Source organism: Dysgonomonas massiliensis, from assembly GCF_900240225.1.
In the GTDB taxonomy this organism is placed as follows: Bacteria; Bacteroidota; Bacteroidia; order Bacteroidales; family Dysgonomonadaceae; genus Dysgonomonas; species Dysgonomonas massiliensis.
In genome coordinates, this window is the sequence record NZ_OEPV01000014.1 from 61,561 (window position 1) to 80,080 (window position 18,520).

Annotated in this window: 33 protein-coding genes and 1 tRNA gene; 28 read left to right on the plus strand and 6 right to left on the minus strand. The window is 34.4% G+C overall.

Going from position 1 to position 18,520, the window contains the following annotated elements:
* The first annotated feature begins 11 nt into the window (after positions 1-11).
* The 28 genes from C1A06_RS13665 to C1A06_RS13785 all read left to right on the plus strand — a co-directional run bounded on the left by C1A06_RS13665 (position 12) and on the right by C1A06_RS13785 (position 16,666).
* On the plus strand, positions 12-272 hold the full coding sequence (locus C1A06_RS13665) for a hypothetical protein (RefSeq protein ID WP_145996413.1): 261 nt from the start codon (positions 12-14) through the stop codon (positions 270-272).
* A gap of 2 nt (positions 273-274) precedes the next feature.
* Positions 275-940 carry a lambda exonuclease family protein gene (locus C1A06_RS13670; RefSeq protein ID WP_101690700.1) on the plus strand — a complete coding sequence of 222 codons (666 nt, stop codon included), beginning with the start codon at positions 275-277 and terminating at the stop codon, positions 938-940.
* Between the two features lie 25 nt (positions 941-965).
* Positions 966-1,136: a hypothetical protein gene (locus tag C1A06_RS15135; protein ID WP_159461423.1), complete on the plus strand. Its 171-nt coding sequence runs from the start codon at positions 966-968 to the stop codon at positions 1,134-1,136.
* A 3-nt stretch (positions 1,137-1,139) separates the two neighbouring features.
* Complete coding sequence (locus tag C1A06_RS13675) at positions 1,140-1,952, plus strand: hypothetical protein (protein WP_101690771.1); 813 nt, start codon at positions 1,140-1,142, stop codon at positions 1,950-1,952.
* Positions 1,945-2,169, plus strand: coding sequence for a hypothetical protein (locus tag C1A06_RS13680; protein WP_101690772.1), 225 nt, complete (start codon positions 1,945-1,947; stop codon positions 2,167-2,169). The genes C1A06_RS13675 and C1A06_RS13680 overlap by 8 nt, the downstream gene beginning before the upstream one ends.
* Entirely contained in the window at positions 2,166-2,444 is a 279-nt protein-coding gene (locus C1A06_RS13685) for a hypothetical protein (RefSeq protein WP_101690703.1), read from the plus strand. Before C1A06_RS13680 ends, C1A06_RS13685 begins: the two co-directional genes overlap by 4 nt.
* An 11-nt stretch (positions 2,445-2,455) precedes the next feature.
* Positions 2,456-2,878, plus strand: a complete 423-nt coding sequence (locus C1A06_RS13690; protein ID WP_101690704.1) for a DUF4494 family protein — start codon at positions 2,456-2,458, stop codon at positions 2,876-2,878.
* Positions 2,879-3,084: 206 nt separating this feature from the next.
* Positions 3,085-3,420 carry a hypothetical protein gene (locus C1A06_RS13695; protein WP_101690705.1) on the plus strand — a complete coding sequence of 112 codons (336 nt, stop codon included), beginning with the start codon at positions 3,085-3,087 and terminating at the stop codon, positions 3,418-3,420.
* 98 nt (positions 3,421-3,518) lie between these two features.
* Complete coding sequence (locus C1A06_RS13700) at positions 3,519-4,367, plus strand: DUF7833 domain-containing protein (RefSeq protein WP_101690706.1); 849 nt, start codon at positions 3,519-3,521, stop codon at positions 4,365-4,367.
* 16 nt (positions 4,368-4,383) lie between these two features.
* Complete coding sequence (locus tag C1A06_RS13705) at positions 4,384-6,225, plus strand: toprim domain-containing protein (protein ID WP_101690707.1); 1,842 nt, start codon at positions 4,384-4,386, stop codon at positions 6,223-6,225.
* 27 nt (positions 6,226-6,252) lie between these two features.
* On the plus strand, positions 6,253-6,471 hold the full coding sequence (locus C1A06_RS13710; RefSeq protein WP_101690708.1) for a hypothetical protein: 219 nt from the start codon (positions 6,253-6,255) through the stop codon (positions 6,469-6,471).
* Positions 6,471-6,878 carry a VRR-NUC domain-containing protein gene (locus C1A06_RS13715; protein WP_101690709.1) on the plus strand — a complete coding sequence of 136 codons (408 nt, stop codon included), beginning with the start codon at positions 6,471-6,473 and terminating at the stop codon, positions 6,876-6,878. The genes C1A06_RS13710 and C1A06_RS13715 overlap by 1 nt, the downstream gene beginning before the upstream one ends.
* 195 nt (positions 6,879-7,073) lie before the next feature.
* Positions 7,074-7,427, plus strand: a complete 354-nt coding sequence (locus tag C1A06_RS13720; protein WP_101690710.1) for a hypothetical protein — start codon at positions 7,074-7,076, stop codon at positions 7,425-7,427.
* A 4-nt stretch (positions 7,428-7,431) separates the two neighbouring features.
* The gene (locus C1A06_RS13725) at positions 7,432-7,842 is read left to right on the plus strand and encodes a YopX family protein (protein ID WP_101690711.1); all 411 of its coding nucleotides are present in this window, start codon (positions 7,432-7,434) and stop codon (positions 7,840-7,842) included.
* The gene (locus C1A06_RS15140; RefSeq protein ID WP_159461424.1) at positions 7,839-7,994 is read left to right on the plus strand and encodes a hypothetical protein; all 156 of its coding nucleotides are present in this window, start codon (positions 7,839-7,841) and stop codon (positions 7,992-7,994) included. The genes C1A06_RS13725 and C1A06_RS15140 overlap by 4 nt, the downstream gene beginning before the upstream one ends.
* A 4-nt stretch (positions 7,995-7,998) precedes the next feature.
* A tRNA-OTHER gene (locus C1A06_RS15145) sits at positions 7,999-8,091 on the plus strand.
* Between the two features lie 321 nt (positions 8,092-8,412).
* Positions 8,413-8,814: a hypothetical protein gene (locus C1A06_RS13730; protein ID WP_101690712.1), complete on the plus strand. Its 402-nt coding sequence runs from the start codon at positions 8,413-8,415 to the stop codon at positions 8,812-8,814.
* A gap of 3 nt (positions 8,815-8,817) precedes the next feature.
* Positions 8,818-9,108, plus strand: coding sequence for a helix-turn-helix domain-containing protein (locus C1A06_RS13735; protein WP_101690713.1), 291 nt, complete (start codon positions 8,818-8,820; stop codon positions 9,106-9,108).
* A gap of 7 nt (positions 9,109-9,115) precedes the next feature.
* Positions 9,116-9,466 (plus strand): hypothetical protein, encoded by a 351-nt coding sequence (locus C1A06_RS13740; RefSeq protein ID WP_101690714.1) that lies wholly within the window; start codon positions 9,116-9,118, stop codon positions 9,464-9,466.
* Positions 9,463-9,849, plus strand: a complete 387-nt coding sequence (locus C1A06_RS13745) for a hypothetical protein (RefSeq protein ID WP_101690715.1) — start codon at positions 9,463-9,465, stop codon at positions 9,847-9,849. The genes C1A06_RS13740 and C1A06_RS13745 overlap by 4 nt, the downstream gene beginning before the upstream one ends.
* 6 nt (positions 9,850-9,855) lie before the next feature.
* The gene (locus C1A06_RS13750; RefSeq protein ID WP_101690716.1) at positions 9,856-10,458 is read left to right on the plus strand and encodes a helix-turn-helix domain-containing protein; all 603 of its coding nucleotides are present in this window, start codon (positions 9,856-9,858) and stop codon (positions 10,456-10,458) included.
* Between the two features lie 28 nt (positions 10,459-10,486).
* Positions 10,487-10,936: a terminase small subunit gene (locus C1A06_RS13755; RefSeq protein ID WP_101690717.1), complete on the plus strand. Its 450-nt coding sequence runs from the start codon at positions 10,487-10,489 to the stop codon at positions 10,934-10,936.
* A 64-nt stretch (positions 10,937-11,000) separates the two neighbouring features.
* A complete protein-coding gene (gene terL / locus C1A06_RS13760; RefSeq protein WP_245872080.1) occupies positions 11,001-12,431 on the plus strand; it encodes a phage terminase large subunit in 1,431 nt (476 codons plus the stop codon).
* Between the two features lie 2 nt (positions 12,432-12,433).
* Positions 12,434-13,822 (plus strand): phage portal protein, encoded by a 1,389-nt coding sequence (locus C1A06_RS13765; protein ID WP_101690719.1) that lies wholly within the window; start codon positions 12,434-12,436, stop codon positions 13,820-13,822.
* A gap of 10 nt (positions 13,823-13,832) precedes the next feature.
* Complete coding sequence (locus C1A06_RS15205; RefSeq protein ID WP_221405687.1) at positions 13,833-14,276, plus strand: DUF3310 domain-containing protein; 444 nt, start codon at positions 13,833-13,835, stop codon at positions 14,274-14,276.
* Positions 14,277-14,278: 2 nt separating this feature from the next.
* The gene (locus C1A06_RS13775) at positions 14,279-14,545 is read left to right on the plus strand and encodes a hypothetical protein (RefSeq protein WP_101690720.1); all 267 of its coding nucleotides are present in this window, start codon (positions 14,279-14,281) and stop codon (positions 14,543-14,545) included.
* 2 nt (positions 14,546-14,547) lie between these two features.
* Positions 14,548-15,702 (plus strand): hypothetical protein, encoded by a 1,155-nt coding sequence (locus tag C1A06_RS13780; protein WP_101690721.1) that lies wholly within the window; start codon positions 14,548-14,550, stop codon positions 15,700-15,702.
* A gap of 1 nt (position 15,703) precedes the next feature.
* Positions 15,704-16,666 carry a ribonuclease H-like domain-containing protein gene (locus C1A06_RS13785; RefSeq protein ID WP_101690722.1) on the plus strand — a complete coding sequence of 321 codons (963 nt, stop codon included), beginning with the start codon at positions 15,704-15,706 and terminating at the stop codon, positions 16,664-16,666.
* Positions 16,667-16,800: 134 nt separating this feature from the next.
* Here the strand turns inward: C1A06_RS13785 and C1A06_RS13790 are convergent, their stop codons facing one another.
* From C1A06_RS13790 to C1A06_RS13815, 6 genes are read right to left on the minus strand one after another with little or no spacing between them, the layout of a single operon-like run.
* Entirely contained in the window at positions 16,801-17,049 is a 249-nt protein-coding gene (locus C1A06_RS13790; RefSeq protein ID WP_101690723.1) for a hypothetical protein, read from the minus strand.
* 3 nt (positions 17,050-17,052) lie between these two features.
* Positions 17,053-17,307, minus strand: coding sequence for a hypothetical protein (locus C1A06_RS13795; RefSeq protein WP_101690724.1), 255 nt, complete (start codon positions 17,305-17,307; stop codon positions 17,053-17,055).
* Positions 17,308-17,331: 24 nt separating this feature from the next.
* Positions 17,332-17,679 carry a hypothetical protein gene (locus C1A06_RS13800; protein ID WP_101690725.1) on the minus strand — a complete coding sequence of 116 codons (348 nt, stop codon included), beginning with the start codon at positions 17,677-17,679 and terminating at the stop codon, positions 17,332-17,334.
* A complete protein-coding gene (locus C1A06_RS13805; RefSeq protein WP_101690726.1) occupies positions 17,676-18,056 on the minus strand; it encodes a hypothetical protein in 381 nt (126 codons plus the stop codon). Before C1A06_RS13805 ends, C1A06_RS13800 begins: the two co-directional genes overlap by 4 nt.
* On the minus strand, positions 18,053-18,286 hold the full coding sequence (locus C1A06_RS13810) for a hypothetical protein (protein ID WP_101690727.1): 234 nt from the start codon (positions 18,284-18,286) through the stop codon (positions 18,053-18,055). The genes C1A06_RS13805 and C1A06_RS13810 overlap by 4 nt, the downstream gene beginning before the upstream one ends.
* 30 nt (positions 18,287-18,316) lie before the next feature.
* Positions 18,317-18,499 carry a hypothetical protein gene (locus C1A06_RS13815; RefSeq protein WP_101690728.1) on the minus strand — a complete coding sequence of 61 codons (183 nt, stop codon included), beginning with the start codon at positions 18,497-18,499 and terminating at the stop codon, positions 18,317-18,319.
* Positions 18,500-18,520: the final 21 nt, after the last annotated feature.

The window sequence follows — 18,520 nt, forward strand, 5'->3', positions numbered from 1 at the left end:
AAAATGGGTATATGTTTGTCACAATTGAAACTGATAATGGATTTGAACAAAGGGAAGTAAGAATACCTAATGAAGATTCAGTTATAGAAAAGTTGAAGCGCAAAGATTCTATTGATGGCATTACAAAACGTGAGCTATTCGCAGGAATGGCAATGCAGGGATTGTTATCACAAGAAACAGAATCATATCATTTCGGAGGCATAGGAAATTTAGCCGAGCAAGCAGTGAAAAGAGCAGATGCCTTGATTAACGAACTAAATAAACAACAATAACCATGCAACCCCAATTCATTGAACAACGAACAGACGAATGGCACTTACAACGTAAAGGGCGATTTACAGCATCCGAGATATTAGATATATGCGAATCAGACCAAAAGCGAGAAACAGCAGTATTTAATAAAGTTTACGAAGCCATGATGCCAGACGATGTTTTTATTGAAATGAAAAGAAACGAGCGTTCTTCGCCATCTATGGATTGGGGAACGCTATACGAATCAGAAGCTAAAGCGCATTACGAAAGGATAACGGGAAAGATTGTAGCTAATGTTGGCTTTGTTTCTTATGGTAATGACTCGGGCGGTAGTCCTGATGGATTGATATTAGCTGATAACGGGCAAACAGAGTTTAAGTGCCCTTTCAATGGTGCAGTACATTTAAGGTTCTTTGGTATGAAGCATCAAAACGAATTACTAGAGTATTGCAAATATGGTGCATCAGGAAAGAAATACTACTATCAGGTACAAGCTAATATTCTATTCAATAAGTCGGATTATTGCGATTTTATGAGCTATGACCCTCGATTGATAGACTTATTCAAAGGTAAACCTTTAAGGGTAGAGCCTGACGAAAAAGTTATGAAAGAGATCGAAGATAACACAAAGTTAGCATCTGAAATGAAGCAAGAAATGTTATTAAAAATAATCAAAAGCGCAGGTTAATTAACAAGTAAACAAAATTAAAAATATGGAGAATGTAGAAATATTTACAAAAGAAGAAGTAGCAAACATTATAAAGAATATATATAGTGAATTTGCTGAAATGCCAATAGGAATGCACACAACATCGCAACTAAAAAGAATTATCCAATTAGAGGTAGAGAACCATCCTTATAAACCAATTAAAATATTCAAATAAGATATGCAAAAAATAGAAATAAAATTACCTCAGATTGAGGGTGCAGAATTGAAGAATGTAACTACAAATATTGAAAACGGCTATGTAGTTGCTGAGTATGGGGAAAAGGTGCAAGAGCCAAAGTTTAAGAAAGGGGATATAGTATATTGTGAATATTATAGATGTGGTGGATCTTCTTGGGTTGCTATATTAAATGAATGGGATTCATCTTATATGGGAATTAATATAGTTGATATTATGATAAAATCCAACGCAGGTAGTAGCATTGATAAATTAAGATTTGATGACCATCAGAATGTGAAACTAGATATTTGTCGCCTCGCTACCTCCGATGAACAACAAATCTTATTTGACGCACTCGCAAAAGAAGGCAAATATTGGGATGCAGAAGCGTTAGAGGTTAAAGACTTTATCAAAGTGCCTGAGAGTATAGGGATATACAAAGATTACACAATATTCAATAAACGACACGGAGACGGCTTATTTATTGGTTTCAATGAGGATAAGCAGGCTTTAGGAGTTGATGTTGTAAATGGTGTTTATGTGGTTAAGAGTGTTGGCAGATTAGAACAAACGGATAAAGTCCAATGCTACCTACAACCTTGCAAGAGGGATGATTTGAAATCGGGTGACACAGCATATTTTTTCGAAAAAGGAGACGATAGTAAATTTATGTTAGCTATTTGTCTTATTGATGGCTATTGCAAAATACTAGACTATCAAACCTATGTATATATTCTTAACGGAATAGACATAGAAACTAATGTTGATAATGATTCTTACAATTGGTACAAACTAATCCCCATAAATGGCTAAAAAGATAGCAAAGCCCGAAATTGAGCCTAAATGTGATTATTGCGTGCATAACAAAGGGGAAAACAAACAATTCAAATATATGTACCTATGTGAGTGTTTAGGCTATTGCGTACCCTTCGGAATGAAATTTTGTGAAGCGTACAAGAAAATGAAAGGCGATTTTAAAATGGATAATAACAAGTATAAAGAGTATTTAAACAGACAAAAAGAATTATGAAAGGAAAATATTTTAAATTATTTGTGTTAGTTGTTGTAGTATTGGCATTTTGTAGTTGTGCCGATGTTGAAAATGTACAAGAGTGTTTGACTAATAATACTTATGGCTTTTGGGGTGGTTTATGGCATGGTGTAATTGCGCCTTTTAGCTTTATTGGTAGTTTATTTTCTGACGATATAGCAATATATGCTGTCAATAATAATGGTGGATTTTATGATTTTGGCTTTGTATTAGGCTCAGGCATTTTGTTCGGGGGTATATTTTCAAACAATTAAATAATCAAACAATGGCATTCTTTAAAGTAAAAGCATCGTTCAACTCAGAGAACGAAAAAGGGAAAATAGAAAAGGTAACACGTGAATATCTTGTTGATGGTATATTATACGGAGAGGTAGAAACAAGAATAGTGCAAGAACTTACACCTTTTGTTCGTGGTGGCGATGGTATCTTTCAAGTTATAACACGTTATCCGCTAAAAGAAACAGTATTCAATGGTGGCGATAAGTATTTTAGAATACAGCTAATCTATACAACCATTGACGAAAAGACAGAGAAAGAAAAGGAAACAAAAGAATTTGCACTTGTACAAGCTGACGATATTGCGTCTGCACAGTTGGCTTTACTCGAACACATGAAAGGCTCTATTTGCGATTATAAGATCGGTAAAGTTGAAGCTACAAAGATTGTTGATGTGTTCTTTTATTTATAAAATGAACACGATTTGCATTTTAACAATTACATTTTGCAAAATTGAATAAATTGGATTACATTTGAAGGAAAATTAATAATATGATTTGGAAGTTTAGGCATAAAGAAGCATCAAAACAGATCAAAGTATCTCAAATTTCATTGACTAAAAGCAGTCAAGTGCTTTTTTTGCCTATGCGACTTCCGTTTTGATACAATTTTAATGATATGGAATATACAAAAGAAAAAACAATAGAGCTTTTAAAAGATCGTGTAAAGAATCATACTGTTTACTCAGTAGCCAAAGGTTCAGGATTAACAAATACGACAATTGATAATATTTTAAAAGGCAAATGCAATGCTAGAGAAAGCACTTTAAAGGCTATTTACGAGTATTTAGTGGCTGTTGGTAAAGATGATTGCAATAATGATAATATTGCGCCTAAACGCAAGCAAATGACCTTTGAGCAGAGATATAAGGTGCTTTATCATTTCACGAAGTCTCAGGGCTTGAATCCGAGAGAAGCATTTACGGAAAAACAGCTAATGAAAATGGAGATATGAAAAAGATTTTCAGATCATTATATTACTATGTGATACTTAGACTTAAAGGGTATTCGCATAGTGTTTCTATTTGGGCAATAAAAATATAAAACTAAGATATGAGCGGGTGGATTAAGTTGCATAGAAGTATTACAGAGAATCCTATGTATTTCTCCGAGCCTTTTACCAGAATACAGGCTTGGACTGACCTAATTTTAATAGCCAATCACAAGAAGGGCTATATATACTATCGTGGCAATAAAGTTGAGCTAAATAGGGGCGATGTTGGGCATAGTCAAGTGAAATTGGCAGAAAGATGGAAGTGGTCAAGAGGGAAGGTTATTAGATTTTTAAATGAATTAGAAAAAGAACAGCAGATAGTACAGCAAAAAAACAACTTAACATCCATTATATCAATAGTTAATTATAATCATTATCAAGGTGGCGATACAGCAGACGATACAACAAACAGCACAGCAGACGGACAGCAGACGGACAGCAGACAGTACACTAACAATAATGATAAGAAGAATAAGAATGAGAAGAATAATAAAATAAAAATAGGCAACGAAGATTTTTTTGTGAAAAGTCAGTTTATCGAATTCCTAAATGAAATGCAAGAAGATCAGATTTGGTTAGAGCCTATCTGCATGAATAAAAGAATATCTGTTGATGAAATGATTGTATGGTTAAAGAAATTCTTCATCGAGCTAACAAATGATAATGACGAAACCGAAAGAGATTTGAGCGAGTATAAGAAATATTTCAATCGTTGGTTAACAAGTAAGCTAGATAGACAAGAAAAAGAGAATAGCCAAAACAAGCAAGAACCTAAAGAAGATGAAAAGTTATGCAAATGGGAAATACCTCAGTTAGGAGATCAACGAAAAGGAACATACAAGCAATACATGATTGATAAAAACAGAAACAGCAATTTAGAAATAAACTTTTTGGGATTCTTGAATTAGACTAATAAACTAAACTATGGATATTAACGGCTTTAAAATAAAAACATTCAACAAATATAACCTACCAGAAGGTCAAAAGCGGTCTGTCTGTCCTCTTTGCTCACACAATAGAAAACCACAAAATCAGAAAGCTAAGGTTTTAATGATTGATTGGGAAAGAGGATTAGCGACATGCCAACATTGCGGAGAGGTAATACAGATACATGAGTACGAAAGTAAAAAGGATTCTAAGCCTAAAGTTTACGCAAAACCTCAATGGTCAAATAGAACCGAATTATCGGATAGACTTGTAAAGTGGTTTGAGGGTAGGGGTATAAGTCAATTATCGCTTAAACTTCTTAAAATTACCGAGAGCAAAGAGTTTATGCCACAAGTCAAGAAAGAAGTAAACACGGTTCAGTTTAATTACTTCAGGGATGGCGAACTAGTAAACATTAAATATCGGGATGGCGCTAAGAATTTCAAGCTATTCAAAGATGCAGAGCGCATAATGTACAACCTTGATTGCTGTAAGACTAGCAAAGATGTTGTAATTGTCGAGGGCGAAATGGATGTCCTTTCTTTCGTTGAAGCAGGAATAATGAATGTTATGTCAGTTCCAAATGGTTCAACGTTAGGTAACTCAAATCTTGAATATATTGACAACTGCATTGAGTATTTCGAGAATAAAGAAAAGATATACCTAGCGCTCGATAATGACGAAGCAGGGCAAAATACAACAAAAGAACTTGTAAGAAGATTTGGAATAGAAAAATGCTTACTCGTTGATTTTGGCGATTGCAAAGATGCGAATGAATATCTTGTTAAGTACGGGAAAGAAAAACTAGCATTTGTTCTGCGTGAAGCTAAAGAAGTCCCAATTGAGGGTGTTAGCTCTGTATTAGATTGGCAAGATCAGTTTGAAGATTATCTTGTTAACGGAATGCAACAAGGTTATAAAACGGGCATAGAATCATTTGATAGGATATTTTCAACTTATACGGGGCAATCAATAGCCGTTACGGGTATTCCAAGTTCGGGAAAGTCTGATTTTGTTGATATGATGTGTTTGGGATATAATCGCAATTATGGTTGGAAAATAGCTATTGCTTCGCCTGAGAATAAGCCTAACACTATCCATGCAGGTAAGATCATTTCAAAGCTTGCAGGTAAATGGGTAAATAAAAAAGAATATCTATCAGAGGGATGGTTTAAAAGGGCTGTTGACAAGATTAACGATATGTACAAGTACATTGATCTTAGTGATGGTTACGATCTTGATGAAGTATTAGAAAAAACACGAAGTCTGATATTCAAATTTGGTATCAAGGTTTTAGTAATAGACCCGTTTAATAAAGTTCGCCTAAAAGCATCATTAAGCAAAAATGTAAATGAATATACAAATGATTATCTGTATAAGCTTGACGAGTTCGCACGTAAACACGACATTCTGATTATCATAGTTGCACATCCTACAAAACCAAGTCAGGAAAACATGAAAAACTATGAGCCTACTTTTTACAGCATTAAAGGCGGTGGCGAATGGTACGATATGATGCCTCACGGATTGTGTGTACATCGTGATTATGACAATGAACTAGTAAAGATCAAAGTAATGAAAGTTAAGTTTTCACACTTAGGAGAAAATAACAAATTTACTTGGCTTAAATGGAATAAAAATAACGGGCGATATATTGATTACTCTTTTCAGAGTGAGAATCCAGAAAGCGTTTCGAATCCTATAATTGACGATAGTAATTGGCTAGTCGAAGCAGAAAACAATGTAGAGCAATCAAACTTCGATTTCAACAAAATATCAACTGAAGCAAAAGAAGATAATTTTTTTACAACATTAGACAAAGACAAGTTACCATTCTAAACAAATAATAAAAATCAATATAAAACAATGGCAAGAAAACAAGGAATTATAACAGACGAAGATTTGCAAATCGCAAGAGAAAAAGCAATTCAAGCAAGTAAGAGCAGACAAGTAGAAGAACGAATAATACCGATCAGACGAGGTTTAAGTATTTGCGTTCCCGTAAATGCAACAACCGAAGAAATAGAGAGACGCAAAGAGCGATTTATGCAAAAGAATGGTTTAATTAAAGCGGTGGCGGGATAATGGCACTCTCAATCGAACAATATAACGCACTGAAAGAAAATTCCAATAAAACATCAGGTAAGAAGCCAAAGCAAAACGAAAGTAAATTACAAAAGATGTGCGTACAATGGTTTAAACTTTGTTATCCTGATTTATTACTCTTTGCCGTTCCAAATGGGGGAAGCCGTAACGCTTTAGAAGCAGCAAGATTAAAACAAGAAGGAGTTTTAGCAGGAGTATCAGATCTTATCCTATTGCATCCTAACAAAGAGTATCACGGATTATGTATCGAAATGAAGTATCAGAAAGGTAAACAATCAGAACATCAAAAAGAATTTGAGAAAAAAGCCAAAGAAGCAGGCTATAAATACATTGTTGTGAACTCTTTCGATATGTTTAGAGAGGTTATAACTGATTATTTTAGTTAAAAATGAAAATTGTTTGCACTTTAACTTTTGTTAACTTGCAAAAATGGACATAATGAATTATCTTTGAATTATAGAAATAAAAACAAAGTCAAATTATGGATTGTAAAGGTAGCATAAACAACAAATTTACCGTTCAGAAATGAATGCAATTTTTTTATGCCCCTATGACATCCGAATTGATACAACTTTTTGATTATGGAAGCTAAAAAACTATATCAGGTGCAAGTTAATTGCGTAATTCCTCAAAGCTATATCGAGGGTGCAGTTAAGTACGTTTCAAGCTGTTTACCCAGTCAGCTTTGCGATCTGAATGATATTGACGAACCAATGTTTGACGACAAATTACGTGTTTGCGTAGACTTTGAAATAGCATCATTTGATAGCATCGAGATTAAAGTAGCAGAGCTTCTTAATGAAGATTACGATGTTATGCAACTTGAATCAGCAATATTCAGAAGCTTGCTTGAATCTGTTGTAGCTGAATATAACGCAAGACATAAAGAAGCTGTAAGACAAGGTTACGAGATACTAGAAACTGAAAAATACTAAGGATATGAGAGAGATTAAGTTTAGAGGGAAATCCAAAAATGGAGTGTGGGTATATGGTTCACTTATTAAAATGATAAGAATAAATATTGAGACACATATACTTCCTTTTACGGGAGTATATGATGATTCTAAAATATTAGACCTATCGATTAAAGTCGTTCCCCAAACAACAGGACAATTCACGGAATTAAAAGATATAAACGGAATAGAAATTTACGAAGGGGATATATGCAAGATATACTTCAATTATTGTTCTGATAAAATCGGAGTAGTCTATTTTGAAAATGGATGCTTTTATGTAGACGACAAACACCCATCAGGTAATTTGCCATTAAAGAGCTTTAGAGAGGGAGAGGATAACACACTAGAAGTTATAGGCAATATTCACGATAACCCAGAATTATTACAGTCATGAAAGCAAAAGTAAAATTTAGTCATTTGATATATGCTATACTTCTATTCGTTGCAGTCGGTTTAGCAGTTGACAGCTACGGAGAAATGAAAGCAGAGAAAGAAAGATACGAAAATTCAACTGTTGCGTGGTTGGATGATGTAATAAAGATATAAAAATTAGTCGGTGGCGGAATTGGTTAGACGCCTATTAGTCGCAACTAATAGAAAAAGTAGTGTACAATACATGCAGGTTCGAATCCTGCCCGACTAACAAACAGAAACGAGTAATAAAGCAAGCTATATTTTAAAATTTGACAATAACAACATAGTGATTAGTGATCTTATAAATGCGGTTTTCAAGCTTTCCCGCACTCGTTTTTGAAATAATGCAATCAGATGAAAACATTCATAATCATAATTGCAGTAATATACATAATCGCTTACTCATGGTGCTACTACGAAATGAAGAATGCACCGAGCGAAGAACAAGAAGAAAATTAGTTGATTTCATAGTTTAGTTGTTGAATCGGGCTAGAGTGTAAAAGCCTAGCCCTTTTCTTTAAAAAGTAAAAGAAAGACAAGAATAATTAATATGCGAAATATAAGAATACCAAACCAAAGAAAAATAAGCTACGGTATTATAGGGAGTAAACCAAAGCTACAATTAAAACCAAGAGTGAAAGAAATAATAAAGAAAACACCTTTGCTAGATCTTCCAGAGATTGACAAAAATCTAATGGCTAGACGAATTAATTTGTGTTTTATACTAGCTGATATTCAAGACGATTTAATGACCGACATATTATGCGAATTAAAGAAAGTAGACGAAACATTATCTCTACCAATGAAACGTTCGGTTGACAGAATAAAAGCACACGCAGAAAGTCTAGTATCATTTGTAGATAAAGAAACTGGCGAAAACTTTTCTACTGAGTTTGGGGAGTATTCAGATAAGATCAAAGAAATCATTTATAAAGAGTTCGGATTGCAATAAGCTATGATTACAGCAGAATTATACATACAAGACTTTTGCAATAAGAATAGGCTAAAAGTTGACGAAATAAAAGGCAAGTCAAGAAAGAAACCTCTAGTTGATTACAGACACGTATTATTCTACAATCTGAGAGAAATGTTCAATATGACGCTTCAAGATATTGCTAAGATGTTCGGATTGAATCATGCTTCAGTAGTTCACGCAGTAAATAAAATAGAAGTTCAGAAAGACATATACAACGATATAAAGTCAATTTGTGAGCTTAATCCGATTGTCAAACTAGAAAACAAATAATAAAGCTATGATACAGTTACTAGACAAGTTTACTTCAAAATACGGAATAGAAGCCGATAAGATTATTAATGGCAAAGCAAAGGGAGAGAATGAAAGAAAGTGTATAAGAATAATAGCTTATGTGCTTTCTAGTGTGTACGAAAAAGGTAACGAGTTTACTGCATCTGCTCTTAATCGCAGTCAAGCAGAGATTGAAAAATATATCGTTGATGTTTGTCTTGATTTTGATTATAAACGTGGCGAATACGATAAAATGTTTAACGAGATACTAGCTATATTCGAGCAAGCCGAAAAAGATAATCAAATTAAGCTTGTAGATGGGGAGTATGAATTTGAAGGAATGGAGGTAGGGGTATGAACAACAAAATATTAAGACTAACCCTAAAAAAGCAATGGTTCGATATGATTGCTTCAGGAGTAAAGAAAGAAGAATATCGAGAGATAAAAGATTATTGGACTAATCGCCTTGTTTGGTTATTAAACCCTGAAAAGTTTGATAGCATCACAGACTTAACAGAGAGATTGAAAGATAATGCAATGATAGTTGAAAGGAAAAGCTACTTGGAATATGCTTTTTACACTCATGTTGAATTTACTAACGGATATGGCAAACATCGTCCACAAATAACATTCGAATTTAAAGGTATCACTATTGGCAAAGGCAATCCCGAATGGGGCGCACCTCTCGAAGATGTATTTATTATAAAACTAGGAAAAGAGTTAAGTAGACAAAATATTTAACTGCCCATGAAGCCAAAGGTTCAGCTATCCATAACAATAGACAACGACGACCAACCGATAAAGATTCACGAAAATTGGTCTGATAAATTAAGATTTCCCCCGTACTCTAGTAAACTGAAAATAGAGTATAGGGGTAGCTTCTTTGTTATCATACTAAAGACATTCTTTGATAAATGGGGAATAGAATTAGTACATACAGATAGCGAATTTAAGTATTTGGATAAAGCAGGTAAAACACTACTAGACGAAGAAGAATACAAGCTTAAAACAGACATAAACGAGATCAAAGACGCTGCTATCCTTGCTGCATATCTTCATTTAAAAGTAAACTATCTATTATCGCTTACAAACTACAAAATCGAAGATGTAAGAGAGAATAACAGGACAAAGCAAATCACATTACTAAGACATCTTTTATTCTGGAATCTAAGAAGCCTCAAAGATGAAAACGGAGAGCATTATTATTCTTTCAGCGAGATAGGAAAGTTCTTCAATCGAGTTAATCATGTAACTGTTATTAGCGGAATAGAAAAGATAAACAGAAACTTTATAAAGCGTGATTCAAACACATTTAACCTTGTTAACAAACTAGGGTTTAGACTTCCCTGATTGATACAACTTCTTTATATATTTGGGTATGAGTGAAATTAAGTTGACAGATAAGCAAGAAGCATTTTGTTATGAGTATTGCATTGATTTTAATGCTACTCAGGCTGCTATTCGTGCAGGATATTCCGAAGATACTGCTGCTGTTATCGGTTGTGAAAACTTAAGAAAACCTAACATAAAAGCACGTATAAGTCAGATGCAATCTAACCTTGCGGAAACGGCGCAAGTATCAGCTTTAGCAATAGCATTAGAGCATAAAAAAATAGCATTTGCCGAACTAAAAGAGGGTGCTTTTGTGAATGATGACGGGAAAATTGAAGTACCATTAATCAAAGCTTTAGATAAACAAAGAAGCCTTGATTCACTTGCTAAAATGATAGGTGTAGAAGGTACAACAAAGATAGATATTGATGCTACTCTAGGAGTTAAGCCAATCAGTAAAGAAACAGCAAAGAAAATAATCGAAGAACTTGGATGATGGAAACAAAATATTGCAAGCGTATTGTTTAAGTGGAACTTTAAACTTTACCAAGTATTTCTTTTTGCGTAAAACCAAGAAGAAATTCATTGTAAATAACCATCACGAAGTAATATGTGATACACTCGATAAGGTTATAGATGGCGAGATAACAAGACTAATCATAAATATTGCACCTCGTTACTCTAAAACCGAACTAGCTGTAAAGAATTTCATTGCTAACGGATTGGCATTGTCGCCTAAAGCAAAGTTTATTCATCTTTCTTATTCTGACGATCTAGCAAATGACAACTCAGAGGAAGTAAGAAACATCGTAAAAAGTGAAGCCTATCAACAGCTATTCCCATACGTTCAAGTATCAAAAACAACCGATTCAAAAAAGAAATGGAATACAACCGAAGGAGGGGGAGTATATGCAGTTTCAACGGGCGGTCAAGTAACGGGATTCGGTGCAGGAGAGGTAGATTATACCGAAGATAAAAGTAAGGTAAATGAATTGCTTGCTGAATTGGAAGGTATGGTTACGGAATTAGATAGTTCCGATTCTACAAACTTTGCAGGTGCAATAATCATTGATGACCCGATAAAGCCCGAAGATGCGCTTTCTGATACAGTAAGGGAGCGAGTTAACCAACGATTCGAAACTACTATACGAAATCGTGTAAACAGCCGTAAAACGCCTATCATAATCATTATGCAAAGGTTGCACGAGCGTGATTTATGCGGTTATCTCTTAGAACAAGAGCCTGACGAATGGCACGTACTTTCTTTACCTTGTATCTATGAAGATGAAAACGGGCAAGAAAAAGCTTTATGGGAGCATAAACACACGTTAAAGGAGCTTTACAAGATAAGAGATAATAACTCTTTCGTTTTTGATACTCAGTATATGCAGAATCCTAAACCTATCGAGGGCTTGATGTACCGAGAGTTTAAAACGTATGACACAATCCCGTTTTGTAGAACTAGCGTAAGAAAGAACTACACCGATACGGCTGATATGGGTTCGGATTATTTGTGTTCTATCTGTTATGAAGAACATCCCGATGCGGTATATGTCACCGATGTGCTTTATACTAAAAAGCCGATGGAATATACAGAACCGAAAAACGCTGAAATGCTTGACGCTAACGATACGAGGGAAGTTTGGATTGAAAGTAACAACGGAGGTCGTGGATATGCTCGTAATGTAGAAAGATATTTGAGAGAAAGAGGTAATACACACACTTCGATAGAATGGTTTCATCAAAGCGAAAATAAGCAAGTCAGGATATTTACAAAATCAGCAGATGTAACAAATATAATTCGTATGCCTTCTGATTGGCAATATAGATGGTCGCAATTCTATAAAGATGTTATCGGGTACAGAAAAGAGGGTAAAAATGCGAATGATGATGCGCCTGACGCATTAACGGGTATAATTGAAAAGTTTGGAATTAGAATACATAGTGGTTTACCATCAGGAAGTTTAGCAGCATTTAGAAATAAGGGGTAAGAATGGCAAAGAAAGATAAAGAAACGAATGTAGAGTCGATTGATAAGATAATAGAATTTATCAAATCGAATCAGCAGGTAAGCGATGAAAAGATTGCTGAATACAAGAAAGCATACGATGTAAAAGAGCACGAAGTATTTAATCGTCCAGATAGAACGATTACAGAGGTGTTTATAAACGATAAGGGAATAAAAGAGTATCGTGTCGGTGCTACCTATGAAGCTAACAAGATCGGCGACCCTTTAGCTAATGAGATAGTTGAAAAGGCTGTTTCATTTACGGCAGGGAATAAGCCACATATAACATACAATACAACGAACAAGCAGAAAGAAGAAAAGCTTAAAGCGATACTTGAAGATAACAAAGAATTGTCTTTAAATGTCGAAGCTTATGAATCTTTATACGCTTTCTCGGAAGTAGCTGAGATATGGTACTACGATGAAGAAAAGAGTAATATTCGTGTTCATCTTGTAAGTCCTATGTTTGGGTATAAGCTTTATCCTATCATTGACAGAAAGCGCAAAATGACGGGCTTTGCTTATTCTATTGCATACAAAGAAAACGACAAAGAGGTTGAAGAACTCGTTTACTACACCGATCAGGCAACACGCATATTTGAGAATAGGGGCGAAGGATGGGTAGAGTTAAAGCCTAACTCTATTGATGGTAGCAAAGAAAGCCTATTGAACGTTTACGGCAAAATAACAGTCGTTTATACTAATCAGGGCAAGTCTGATTATGAGGATGTAATACAATCAATCTATCGCAGAGAAACGACAGTATCAAACGCAGGGGAGAGTACAGACCGTTCCGCTTTTCCTCATTTATTGATTGAAGGAGAACTTAACGGAATATCCACAGTGCCAGGGCAAAATAGCACTTACGAACTCGGAGTAGGTGGTAAGATTAGTTATGTCGAATCAGATCAAACAACATCATTACTTGAATTTGATGTAGAGCAAAACGAAGAAATAATAAGAAAGCGTACACAGACACCTGATATTAGTTTAGAGAGTTTAAAGGGCTTAGGTAATATCAGCGGGGAGATGCTTGAACGTTTGCTTGTAGAGCCTACATTGAAAGCACGCAGAAAGATTACTAAATATCTTATCAAGCACCATCAAAGACGCATGAATGTTCTTAATGCGATGGTCAGCTATCATAACAATTGGAAAGTAGATGATATCACTTTCAGCGTTGAGATTGAACCATACGTTCCTAAAGATATTGATGCAAAGCTAGACAGAATAATAAAGATCGCAGTCATTATGCCGAAACGGTACGTTCTTGAGCAGTACAAGAAAGAAATTGACCCGTCTATTGATATTGATGCTATTATGGGATTTTTTAGTGACGAGGCAGTCGGAGATTTAGCCGAACCATATATTTAAAGATTGAGGTATGAAGAAGTTAATATGTAAATATCCAGTGGAATCAGTATGTGTTATGGGGTTTGTTTCGGCATTAATGGCACTGATATTTGAAAAGCTAGAGTATAGTGTTTTATCAGGCATTTTTATAACGATTTTCATATTGATTACCATACTTATATGTGTATGTAGCATTTCAGATGGATTTTACAGATTAGAAAAATTCTTTAACAATGAAGATATTTATATGAGCGACAACGTTACAAAGCCAAGCCATTATACTAGCCATCCTAGTGGTATCGAGTGCATACAAATAACAGAACACTATAATTTCTGCATAGGTAACGCTATCAAATACCTTTGGAGAGCAGGATTAAAACAAGATGCCGATAAGACAGCAAAAGACAAAGAAATCGAGGATTTACGCAAAGCTATTTGGTATATAGAAAGACAGATAAATAATTTAAAACAATAGATATGGAAAATTCTGACGCATTAAAAGATGATTATAGTTTTCTGTATGAAGAAGATTATTTGAGTGTGCTAGTTGATGAGAAAAACAATCTAATACGCATAATCGGCTTTTGTAAATCATGTAAAGACATTGTAGAGGGGTGCATAAGCATAGATGAAATTAATTTGCCTACAATAATGCAATCAAAAGAATGCTCATGTCTTTATTGTGGCACAATGAGTAAATCAAAAGTCAAAAAGGCTGATTTAAGTTCATTTATTAAGGAATAACCATGTCAAAACCCACCAACAAACAGCTACAAAAAGCATTAAGAGAGTATGTCAAGAAACAACAACGACATTCTCTAAAGCTGTTTGGTACTAAAGCTATTGACGAAAAAATAGAAAATATATTTAAAGACCATCAAAAAGAGGTAGAAAAGATTTATCGGGATTGGATAAATGGCAAGGTAGATACAAATAAACCTTTCAAGCTATCAGACTACCCAAATATAAAGACCTATTTTGAGCCGATTAGAGAGAGTTTGCAGGTTGCTTTATATAATCACACCATCAATTCAATAAAAACAGCTTGGACGCAAGCAAATAACGATATTGAGCCAATTATTAAAACTGTATTTCCGAATACACCAACAAACAGACTAGAAAAATATCTTAGTCATAACGAAGCAGCCAAAGAAGCTTTCATTAAGCGTAATATATCAAAAGGTAGAACGCTAAAAGGTCGTACTTGGCTAATGTCAAATAAATATCTTCGTGAGGTCGAAGAAACAATAGCGATAGGTATAAATAAAGGCGATAGCGCAGTAAATATAGGTAAACGGATAGCTGAGTATCTTGAAAAGCCCGAGATTAAAGCCGACCATATAAACAAGCTTACAGATGTAGAGTTAAAGAAGCATTTACAGAAACGACAAATAGAAGAAGCTGCAAAGGGTAGCAAAGCACCTAAAAGCGTCAAGAAACAAGCGCAAAGGCTTGTAGCGAATGAAACAAACCTAGCGTACAGAAACGCAGAAACAGAAAAGATAGATAGACTTGATTTTGTTGTAGGGTATGAGATTAAAACATCTAACTCACATCAAATTTGGCTACAAAAATATTGGATTCCTAGATATGGCAGTTTGCAAGAGGTTTGCGATGCTATGGCGGGTAAATATCCAAAGACCTTTAAGTGGAATTCATGGCATCCTAACTGTAAATGCTATCGTGTTCCCATCATAAAAACTATATCCGAAATAACCGAAGATAACCTATTGATTTTAGAAGGAAAAGAACCAACAACAAAAAGCGTTAATGCGGTAACTGATTTATCAAAGCACAGCAAAGAGTGGCTTAAAATGAATCACGAACGCTTTAGCAAGTATAAAAACAAGCCGTATTTCTATGAGGATAATATCGAGCTTATAAAACAAATAGTTGGGTAATATGGGAAAAGGATTACATTCGTATAAAGACGAGGTTTTGAAGTTATGGGAGAGTGGGGAATACCAAAATAAAACCGATCTAGCAAGATTCGTCATTGCTAAGTATTCAAACTTCGGTAGACCTGACGATTCAGTTAGGCGATCTATCAGTAAAATGATCTCAAAGCACAACAAAAGAAAGAACAAAGCTAAGAAGTCAGAACAGTACACACCTAAAGTCTTGTTATTTGACATTGAAACTGCACCTATGCGAGCTTATGTGTGGGGGCATTGGAAAAACAATATTGCTCTTAATCAGGTTATCAGTAATACTTATGTTCTTTGTTGGTCTGCAAAGTGGTTAGGACACGATAACGTTATTTCGGGAGTGCTAACACCTGACGAAGCAATAAAAGAAGATGATAAGCGAATAGTTAGTGACCTTTGGCACTTGCTTAATGAAGCTGAAATAGTTATCGGACATAATATTGAACGTTTCGATATTCCACGAATGAATAGCCGTTTTATTATACATGGATTGCAAAGACCATCAACTTATAAGACAGTCGACACATTACGAGTTGTACGCAAACAGTTTGGTTTTAACTCTAATAGATTAGATGCTTTAGCAGGCTATTTTGGTTTAGATCATAAATTACATACATCTTTTGAGCTGTGGTCTGAATCAATGGGAGGTAGTGAAGACAGCCTTAAATATATGTCAGAATATTGCGATAGGGATGTTACATTGCTTGAAGAAGTTTATTTGATACTTCGCCCTTGGATTTCAGGTCATGCGAATATTGGGCTTTATTTTGATGCTAATAAGCATATTTGTCCTAACTGTGGGTCTACTGATCTAACCGAAGAAAAACCATATTATACAACAGTTGGCAGATACCAAACATTCAGATGTAAATGTGGTGCAATATCGAGAGTAAAGAAGTCTGATTATGATAATTCAAAGCTATTAAGGAGTGTTTAGTGTAGTGATATAGTCCATTTTTCAATCGAAAGAAGGGAATCGGATAACGGCAATTAGTTTTGTTCGTGGTCTGCAAATAAAAACCGCAGGGAGTGTACAGCCTTGCGGTTTGCTTTTTATAAAACATAAATCAACTACTTAAAAAATAAATCTTGGACTATTGGCTGCTTAACACTATTGACACTCCAAACGCTATCTTTTAAGGCTGTTGCGGTAACGTGTATTGACGAATTTTCATCGCTTATAGTCATATTGCTTTCGTCTGTTGCACTATCTAAAAAGAAGTCTATTTGCTCTTTGAGTACCTTTGCTGTATCAGTAGAATAGTGTTTAATTTCCTTACCATCTACTAGAATTGTAAATATTGATTGTATTGTGTTCATATATTATGATTTTAGTTTATCAATTATCCCCAGCTCTTCCATTTTGCGGATGGCGGCTTGTTTATTAAAGTCAGCATATCTTGCAACTCCATCTTTTACTATATTAATATCAGACTTTTTTGTATCTATCATTAATATTATTTCTTTCCAATTCTTCAATAGAAAAGTGTCGTCTTTTCTATCTACTAACATACGATCATACTCATGTCTCAATAGATAAGCATAATCAGGTTTAAAGCAAGCTTCTGCTACTTGCAAAAATTAGTCGAGTGTGATGTTCATTTATTTGTTGTTTTGCTGTTTATCCTCTCTACTATGTGCATCAGTAGATTCAGGTAAGTTCTTATCAGCACCAAATACATGTAACTTGGTAAGTATTTCCTCTGTTTCTTTTGCGTTCTTTCTCATCAAATGAAGGTCTATCAGCATATCATTACAAGCATCCTCAGATAGAGGTTTGATTTGAGAAGGTTGGATATTAAAGCTATCATCGTTTAGAATATCATTAACCACTTCCGAAGTAATGAAATTATCTATTTCTTTCTCTAGCTCTTTAATAGAATGTTTCAAATATGCTTCTTGTGACTCTTTTGAGAGCTTGTCAAATGCTTCTTTGCTTATCTCTTTCATAACTCTATTTCTAGTTCTTTATTCTTTCTTATAAAATAAATGTTCTGTAATTGGTGTAGATATTTACAGATTCCTAATAATGGTGTGCAGTTTTCACAATCTAACATTGCAATGCCTAACTTTAAGTCGATAATGATACCATCTAGCTTGTACGTATTATCAGGAGTATATTTTTCTGCACCTAACTTAATCATTCTATCTTCGGTTAGGGGGATGGGGTATAAATCATTTGTATTAACTCCTTGTTCTGTGTTTAATCTGACTAAAACATATCTATCGGCATTAATTGGATTATAAACATATATAGATGTCGTTTGATATGCCTTTCCATTGTGCATAACCCAATTCCCTATTCTTATCTCATTCGGCTGTATCATGGCTTTGCATCCTTTAAATCATTGTCATTAATATAAATGTTTGTCTCAAAGGGTATAGAGCCACCCATATTAAGGTATTTTCCAAAGAAATTAAAGGCTTCGTGCATCTGCATTTCAATAAATCCATCATTATCATATTTTAACCACGAATAACCTTCTTTATCAACTATTTGCTTACCTTTTTCAGTAAGTTTTAACTTTATCTTCTCATTAATATTAAATGTTTTCATATCCGTTTATTGATTACTAGTGAGTTATACTTATTCTGATTGTGTTTCAGTATGAGATTTTGAAATAGGTTTCAAATGAACCTCAATTATCTCATATTCACGTCCATTATTTGGAATGTAATTTTCAGCTTCATCTTCGCTGTTAAATAAATGAACCTCTTTTATATCAAGTAGGTTGCAATCTTTAGCTTTAATCGTAAATGCTATTCTCATATCCGTTTATTTTCTGTAAAT

Bases quoted from the DNA above. Each gene is read 5' to 3' on its own strand.
- C1A06_RS13665 (WP_145996413.1), top strand. From the start codon at position 12: ATGTTTGTCACAATTGAAACTGATAATGGATTTGAACAAAGGGAAGTA.
- C1A06_RS13670 (WP_101690700.1), top strand. From the start codon at position 275: ATGCAACCCCAATTCATTGAACAACGAACAGACGAATGGCACTTACAA.
- C1A06_RS15135 (WP_159461423.1), top strand. From the start codon at position 966: ATGGAGAATGTAGAAATATTTACAAAAGAAGAAGTAGCAAACATTATA.
- C1A06_RS13675 (WP_101690771.1), top strand. From the start codon at position 1,140: ATGCAAAAAATAGAAATAAAATTACCTCAGATTGAGGGTGCAGAATTG.
- C1A06_RS13680 (WP_101690772.1), top strand. From the start codon at position 1,945: ATGGCTAAAAAGATAGCAAAGCCCGAAATTGAGCCTAAATGTGATTAT.
- C1A06_RS13685 (WP_101690703.1), top strand. From the start codon at position 2,166: ATGAAAGGAAAATATTTTAAATTATTTGTGTTAGTTGTTGTAGTATTG.
- C1A06_RS13690 (WP_101690704.1), top strand. From the start codon at position 2,456: ATGGCATTCTTTAAAGTAAAAGCATCGTTCAACTCAGAGAACGAAAAA.
- C1A06_RS13695 (WP_101690705.1), top strand. From the start codon at position 3,085: ATGGAATATACAAAAGAAAAAACAATAGAGCTTTTAAAAGATCGTGTA.
- C1A06_RS13700 (WP_101690706.1), top strand. From the start codon at position 3,519: ATGAGCGGGTGGATTAAGTTGCATAGAAGTATTACAGAGAATCCTATG.
- C1A06_RS13705 (WP_101690707.1), top strand. From the start codon at position 4,384: ATGGATATTAACGGCTTTAAAATAAAAACATTCAACAAATATAACCTA.
- C1A06_RS13710 (WP_101690708.1), top strand. From the start codon at position 6,253: ATGGCAAGAAAACAAGGAATTATAACAGACGAAGATTTGCAAATCGCA.
- C1A06_RS13715 (WP_101690709.1), top strand. From the start codon at position 6,471: ATGGCACTCTCAATCGAACAATATAACGCACTGAAAGAAAATTCCAAT.
- C1A06_RS13720 (WP_101690710.1), top strand. From the start codon at position 7,074: ATGGAAGCTAAAAAACTATATCAGGTGCAAGTTAATTGCGTAATTCCT.
- C1A06_RS13725 (WP_101690711.1), top strand. From the start codon at position 7,432: ATGAGAGAGATTAAGTTTAGAGGGAAATCCAAAAATGGAGTGTGGGTA.
- C1A06_RS15140 (WP_159461424.1), top strand. From the start codon at position 7,839: ATGAAAGCAAAAGTAAAATTTAGTCATTTGATATATGCTATACTTCTA.
- C1A06_RS13730 (WP_101690712.1), top strand. From the start codon at position 8,413: ATGCGAAATATAAGAATACCAAACCAAAGAAAAATAAGCTACGGTATT.
- C1A06_RS13735 (WP_101690713.1), top strand. From the start codon at position 8,818: ATGATTACAGCAGAATTATACATACAAGACTTTTGCAATAAGAATAGG.
- C1A06_RS13740 (WP_101690714.1), top strand. From the start codon at position 9,116: ATGATACAGTTACTAGACAAGTTTACTTCAAAATACGGAATAGAAGCC.
- C1A06_RS13745 (WP_101690715.1), top strand. From the start codon at position 9,463: ATGAACAACAAAATATTAAGACTAACCCTAAAAAAGCAATGGTTCGAT.
- C1A06_RS13750 (WP_101690716.1), top strand. From the start codon at position 9,856: ATGAAGCCAAAGGTTCAGCTATCCATAACAATAGACAACGACGACCAA.
- C1A06_RS13755 (WP_101690717.1), top strand. From the start codon at position 10,487: ATGAGTGAAATTAAGTTGACAGATAAGCAAGAAGCATTTTGTTATGAG.
- C1A06_RS13765 (WP_101690719.1), top strand. From the start codon at position 12,434: ATGGCAAAGAAAGATAAAGAAACGAATGTAGAGTCGATTGATAAGATA.
- C1A06_RS15205 (WP_221405687.1), top strand. From the start codon at position 13,833: ATGAAGAAGTTAATATGTAAATATCCAGTGGAATCAGTATGTGTTATG.
- C1A06_RS13775 (WP_101690720.1), top strand. From the start codon at position 14,279: ATGGAAAATTCTGACGCATTAAAAGATGATTATAGTTTTCTGTATGAA.
- C1A06_RS13780 (WP_101690721.1), top strand. From the start codon at position 14,548: ATGTCAAAACCCACCAACAAACAGCTACAAAAAGCATTAAGAGAGTAT.
- C1A06_RS13785 (WP_101690722.1), top strand. From the start codon at position 15,704: ATGGGAAAAGGATTACATTCGTATAAAGACGAGGTTTTGAAGTTATGG.
- C1A06_RS13790 (WP_101690723.1), bottom strand. From the start codon at position 17,049: ATGAACACAATACAATCAATATTTACAATTCTAGTAGATGGTAAGGAA.
- C1A06_RS13800 (WP_101690725.1), bottom strand. From the start codon at position 17,679: ATGAAAGAGATAAGCAAAGAAGCATTTGACAAGCTCTCAAAAGAGTCA.
- C1A06_RS13805 (WP_101690726.1), bottom strand. From the start codon at position 18,056: ATGATACAGCCGAATGAGATAAGAATAGGGAATTGGGTTATGCACAAT.
- C1A06_RS13810 (WP_101690727.1), bottom strand. From the start codon at position 18,286: ATGAAAACATTTAATATTAATGAGAAGATAAAGTTAAAACTTACTGAA.
- C1A06_RS13815 (WP_101690728.1), bottom strand. From the start codon at position 18,499: ATGAGAATAGCATTTACGATTAAAGCTAAAGATTGCAACCTACTTGAT.